The organism is Halomonas sp., assembly GCF_031581305.1.
Lineage (GTDB): Bacteria > Pseudomonadota > Gammaproteobacteria > Pseudomonadales > Halomonadaceae > Halomonas.
In genome coordinates this window covers 1-3709 of record NZ_JAVLBC010000263.1, presented here as the reverse complement: position 1 = coordinate 3709, position 3709 = coordinate 1, and the positions used below count along the sequence as shown (strand labels likewise).

Below are 3709 nucleotides of genomic sequence, written 5' to 3'. Positions count from 1 at the left end.
AGCGCCGAGCGCCGAGCGCCGAGCGCCGAGCGCCGAGCGCCGAGCAGGATGTTGCTCGCGCACCACCATGAAGAAAGAAAACCTCCAGCAGACCACTCTGCTGGAGGTTTTTTCTTGACCGCTTGGCGGCTTGGCGGCTTGGCGCTTTATCGCAACAGCCAGGAGAGCACCAGCAGCAGCAGCAGGATGCCCGCCACGCCCTGCCAGAAGCGGGTCGACTCCCGCGGCCCGTGAGAGCCGCCCTGCCCTGCCTCACGGGCCGCATCCCGCAGCGGGCGCAGCGCACGACGGAACTCCGACATGCGCCGGAAGCGCAGTGCACGCTGGGGATCCAGGGCCCGACGCAGGGCATCATCCAGGGCCACGGGCACCTCCGGATTGAGGGTGCGGGCACTGCGGTAGGCAAGCTGCTCCAGGTCGGTATGACTGCGCAGCCGGTTCGGCGTCAGCGCATAGGGCAGCGCGCCGGTGAGCAGCCAATAGATGGTCGAGGCCAGGGAGTACTGGTCGCTGCGTCGGCCGACATCGTCCTCCAGCGCATATTCCGGCGCGCTATGCTCGGTCAACCCGAGCTGGCGAACCAGCTCCCGTGAGCGGCGGTGGCCATCCACATCACGCAGGTGGCAGGCGCTGAAATCGGCCAGCACGACCTGTCCATGCACGTCGATCAGCACATTATCGGGATGGATTCGCTGGTGCAGCAGGTCGCGGTGGTGCAACGCCTGCACCGCCTTGCCCAGCTGGTTGGCAATGTCGAGGCGCTGTTCGAGGCTGGCCTGGGGATGGCGTCTGGCCCATTCGGTCAGGGTCTCGCCCTTGACGTGGGCCATCAGGTAGTAGAGGAAGCGTCGCGGCCGCGAGGACTCCATGATCCGCACCACGAAGGGCGACTTGACGCGCTCCACCACCCACTGCTGCAGCAGGAAATGCTCCAGGTAGGCATTGCGGCTGGAAAGTTCGGGGCTTGGCGCCTTCATCACCATCTCGCGGCCGCTGTGCAGGTCGCGCACGTGATAGACACGCGACTGGGCCGTGCGCGAAAGCACCGACAGCACCTCGAGGCCATCCAGGCGATCCCCCAGCGAGAGTTCCGGGGGAATCGGCAGGTCACCGTAGATGCGGCCGGGCTGATCCTCCGCGGCCTTCTCGGGCAGGGCATCGATGCGCACCAGCTGAAAACAGAACTGGTCGCCGCCATAGCCCCGCGCCTGGGCCCGGTCACGGGCCGCCGCCCCCAGACGTTCGCAGGCGGCGTCCAGGTCACTGACATCCTCGCGGATCAACCGCACATAGTCCGAGGGCATCAGGGTGCCCTGCACCGCCTGGGTGGTGAACAGGAAGAGGTCTCCCTGCTTGAGCGTCATGCTGTCGTAGTCGATCTCCAGCCCGCTATCCATGCCCATGGCCCGGGAGGGATAGCGATAGCCACCCAGGTCGGTGACATGGTCGCGCGAAAGCTGCTCGAACTCGGCGCCGCGCAGGCGAAACACCAGGGTATCCCCCATATGAAAGAGATGTGCCTCGCGCCCCCGGAAGACCATGGCGGAGAGCGAGGAGACATAGCTGCCATCCGACATCTGGCGGTTCTGGCTGAAGCACCAGGCGTTCAGCGCCCGCAGCACGCGGGTCGCCGAGGTCTTGACGTCCCAATGATCGGGAGTGGAAAAGTAGTCGGCCAGAAACCCCTTCACGCTGAGGTCCCCCGCCTGCTTGGCGAGGTTGTTGCGCAGGGTCGAGTCACTGATCAGGGCGCAGGCGCCCTTCGCCGCGAGCAGGGGGGGCTCGGGAAGCCGCACCGACATCGAACTGCGATGTCGCCGCCGATCAGGCGCCACGAAGGCCTGACCGAAACTCAGTGACAGTTGCACGGGTGTCAAGGCATTCTCCTCGCTTTCGGCGCGCTCCGCCGGTCGGGGACCGGCGCCGTCCATCGGAGCCCCATGATACACCCTGCCCCGCCGGCTGGCCCATCGACCAAAGGCACACCTACCACCTAAGGCCCATTGGTAATCCCCGCCGCGGCTTCGTATAATTCGGCGGATTTTATGCCTGCCCGATTCGCCAAGCCTTATTTTTGCCAACCCAAGGAAGCGACGATGAACTTCGACAACATCCCCGCCGGCAAGGACCTCCCCCACGACGTCTACGTGGTGATCGAGATCCCGGCCAACCACGCGCCGATAAAGTATGAGGTCGACAAGGACATGGGGGCGCTGCTGGTCGACCGTTTCATGGCCACCCCGATGTTCTACCCGGCCAACTACGGCTTCATCCCGCACACCCTGGCCGACGACGGCGACGCCCTGGACGCCCTGGTGGTGACGCCCTATCCGGTTGAGCCCGGTGCCGTGATCCGCGCTCGCCCGGTGGGCATCCTCAACATGACCGATGAGGCCGGCGAAGACGCCAAGCTGGTATGTGTCCCGCACCACAAGCTCTCCGGCCTCTATGACGACGTTCAGGAAGTCACCGACCTGCCCGAGCTGCTGCGCCAGCAGATCGCCCACTTCTTCGAGAACTACAAGGACCTCGAGAAGGGCAAGTGGGTCAAGGTGGAATCCTGGGAAGGCGCCGAGGCGGCCTGCAAGGCCATCGAAAAGTCCGTGGCGGCCCACGACAAGGCCTGACGCTCGAACGGCACTACGTGCCTGACACGACAACGGGCCGCTCATGGGGCGGCCCGTTGTCGTTGCGTGATCCCCCTGGTCATCAGTTCGTCGGCTGTTCACTCTCGACCGCGGCCCCTGAATCGGGCGAGGCGTCACCGCTGGCCTCCTCTGCCGGTTCGGCGGGCATCGGCTCGCGACCGGAAGCGGATATCGCGCCCTCACCGGAATCGGCGGCCTGCTCTTCAACGGCCTGATCTTCGGCGCCACCTGCGCTGTTCGGCGCAGGTGGCTCTTCCTCGCCTTGATCGGGGGAAGCCTCTTCGCCAGCGGCCGTGCCACCGGCCCCCTCCTCGGCGACTTGTTCAGCGCTGGAGGGCGGCACCTCGGCGAGGGCCGCGCTCACCTCCCGCGCCAGGTCACGGGCACGCACCATGTGGTTGGCCAGCACCAGCGAATGGTTGGCGAAGAGGCCAAAACCCGAGCCGTTCAGCACCACCGGGCTCCATAGCCGGCGCTGGCTACGTTCGAGCTCGGCCACCAGTCGCTCCCAGCGCTCGGTGGCGCCGGCCGAGGCCAGCACATCCGCCTGGTCGCGACGCACCGCCTCGAGCAGATGCATCAGGGCCCAGGCCTGGCCACGCGCCTCGAAGAAGACGTTATCGACTCGATACCAGGGCGTTCGCGCCGGCAGGGCATCGGCGTCGATGTCCAGGTCGCGCAGCTCATCGCGGCTGCCGATGCTCGCGGAGAGCCGCAACCCCAGGTCGTCAAGCGACCCGGTGACCGCTTCGAGCCAGGCCGCGAGACCCTGACCCTGATCACCGAAGCCAGCCTCACCGCCCTCACCGAGCGAAGCGAGATAGCCGTCCAGCTCCTCCAGGGCCTGCTCCAGACGCTTCTCGGTGCCGGGATAGAGCCAGTCGCGGCTGTCAGCCATCAGGCGCTCCTGCACGTCCTTCAGCACCGGGGCCGATGACGGCTCCATGGCCGGCAGCGACCGCGAGAGCCGGCGGGCCTCGGTGAGCACGCCCAGTTCCCAGGCGGGCATGTTGTCGAGCCACAGACCGGGCGGGGCGATATCGTTGCGCAAATACCCGCCG

General features: G+C 66.6%; 3 protein-coding genes. 1 reads left to right on the top strand and 2 read right to left on the bottom strand.

Annotated elements, in window-relative coordinates; genetic code table 11:
- Positions 1 to 146: 146 nt before the first annotated feature.
- Positions 147 to 1802 carry a protein kinase domain-containing protein gene (locus RI841_RS15405; protein ID WP_405000954.1) on the bottom strand — a complete coding sequence of 552 codons (1656 nt, stop codon included), beginning with the start codon at positions 1800 to 1802 and terminating at the stop codon, positions 147 to 149.
- A gap of 294 nt (positions 1803 to 2096) precedes the next feature.
- Here RI841_RS15405 and ppa point away from each other — a divergent pair, with 294 nt between their 5' ends.
- On the top strand, positions 2097 to 2627 hold the full coding sequence (ppa, locus tag RI841_RS15400) for an inorganic diphosphatase (RefSeq protein WP_310706511.1): 531 nt from the start codon (positions 2097 to 2099) through the stop codon (positions 2625 to 2627).
- An 82-nt stretch (positions 2628 to 2709) separates the two neighbouring features.
- Here ppa and RI841_RS15395 read toward each other — a convergent pair.
- A partial coding sequence (locus tag RI841_RS15395; RefSeq protein ID WP_310706510.1) for a DUF2333 family protein occupies positions 2710 to 3709 on the bottom strand: 1000 nt, incomplete at its 5' end.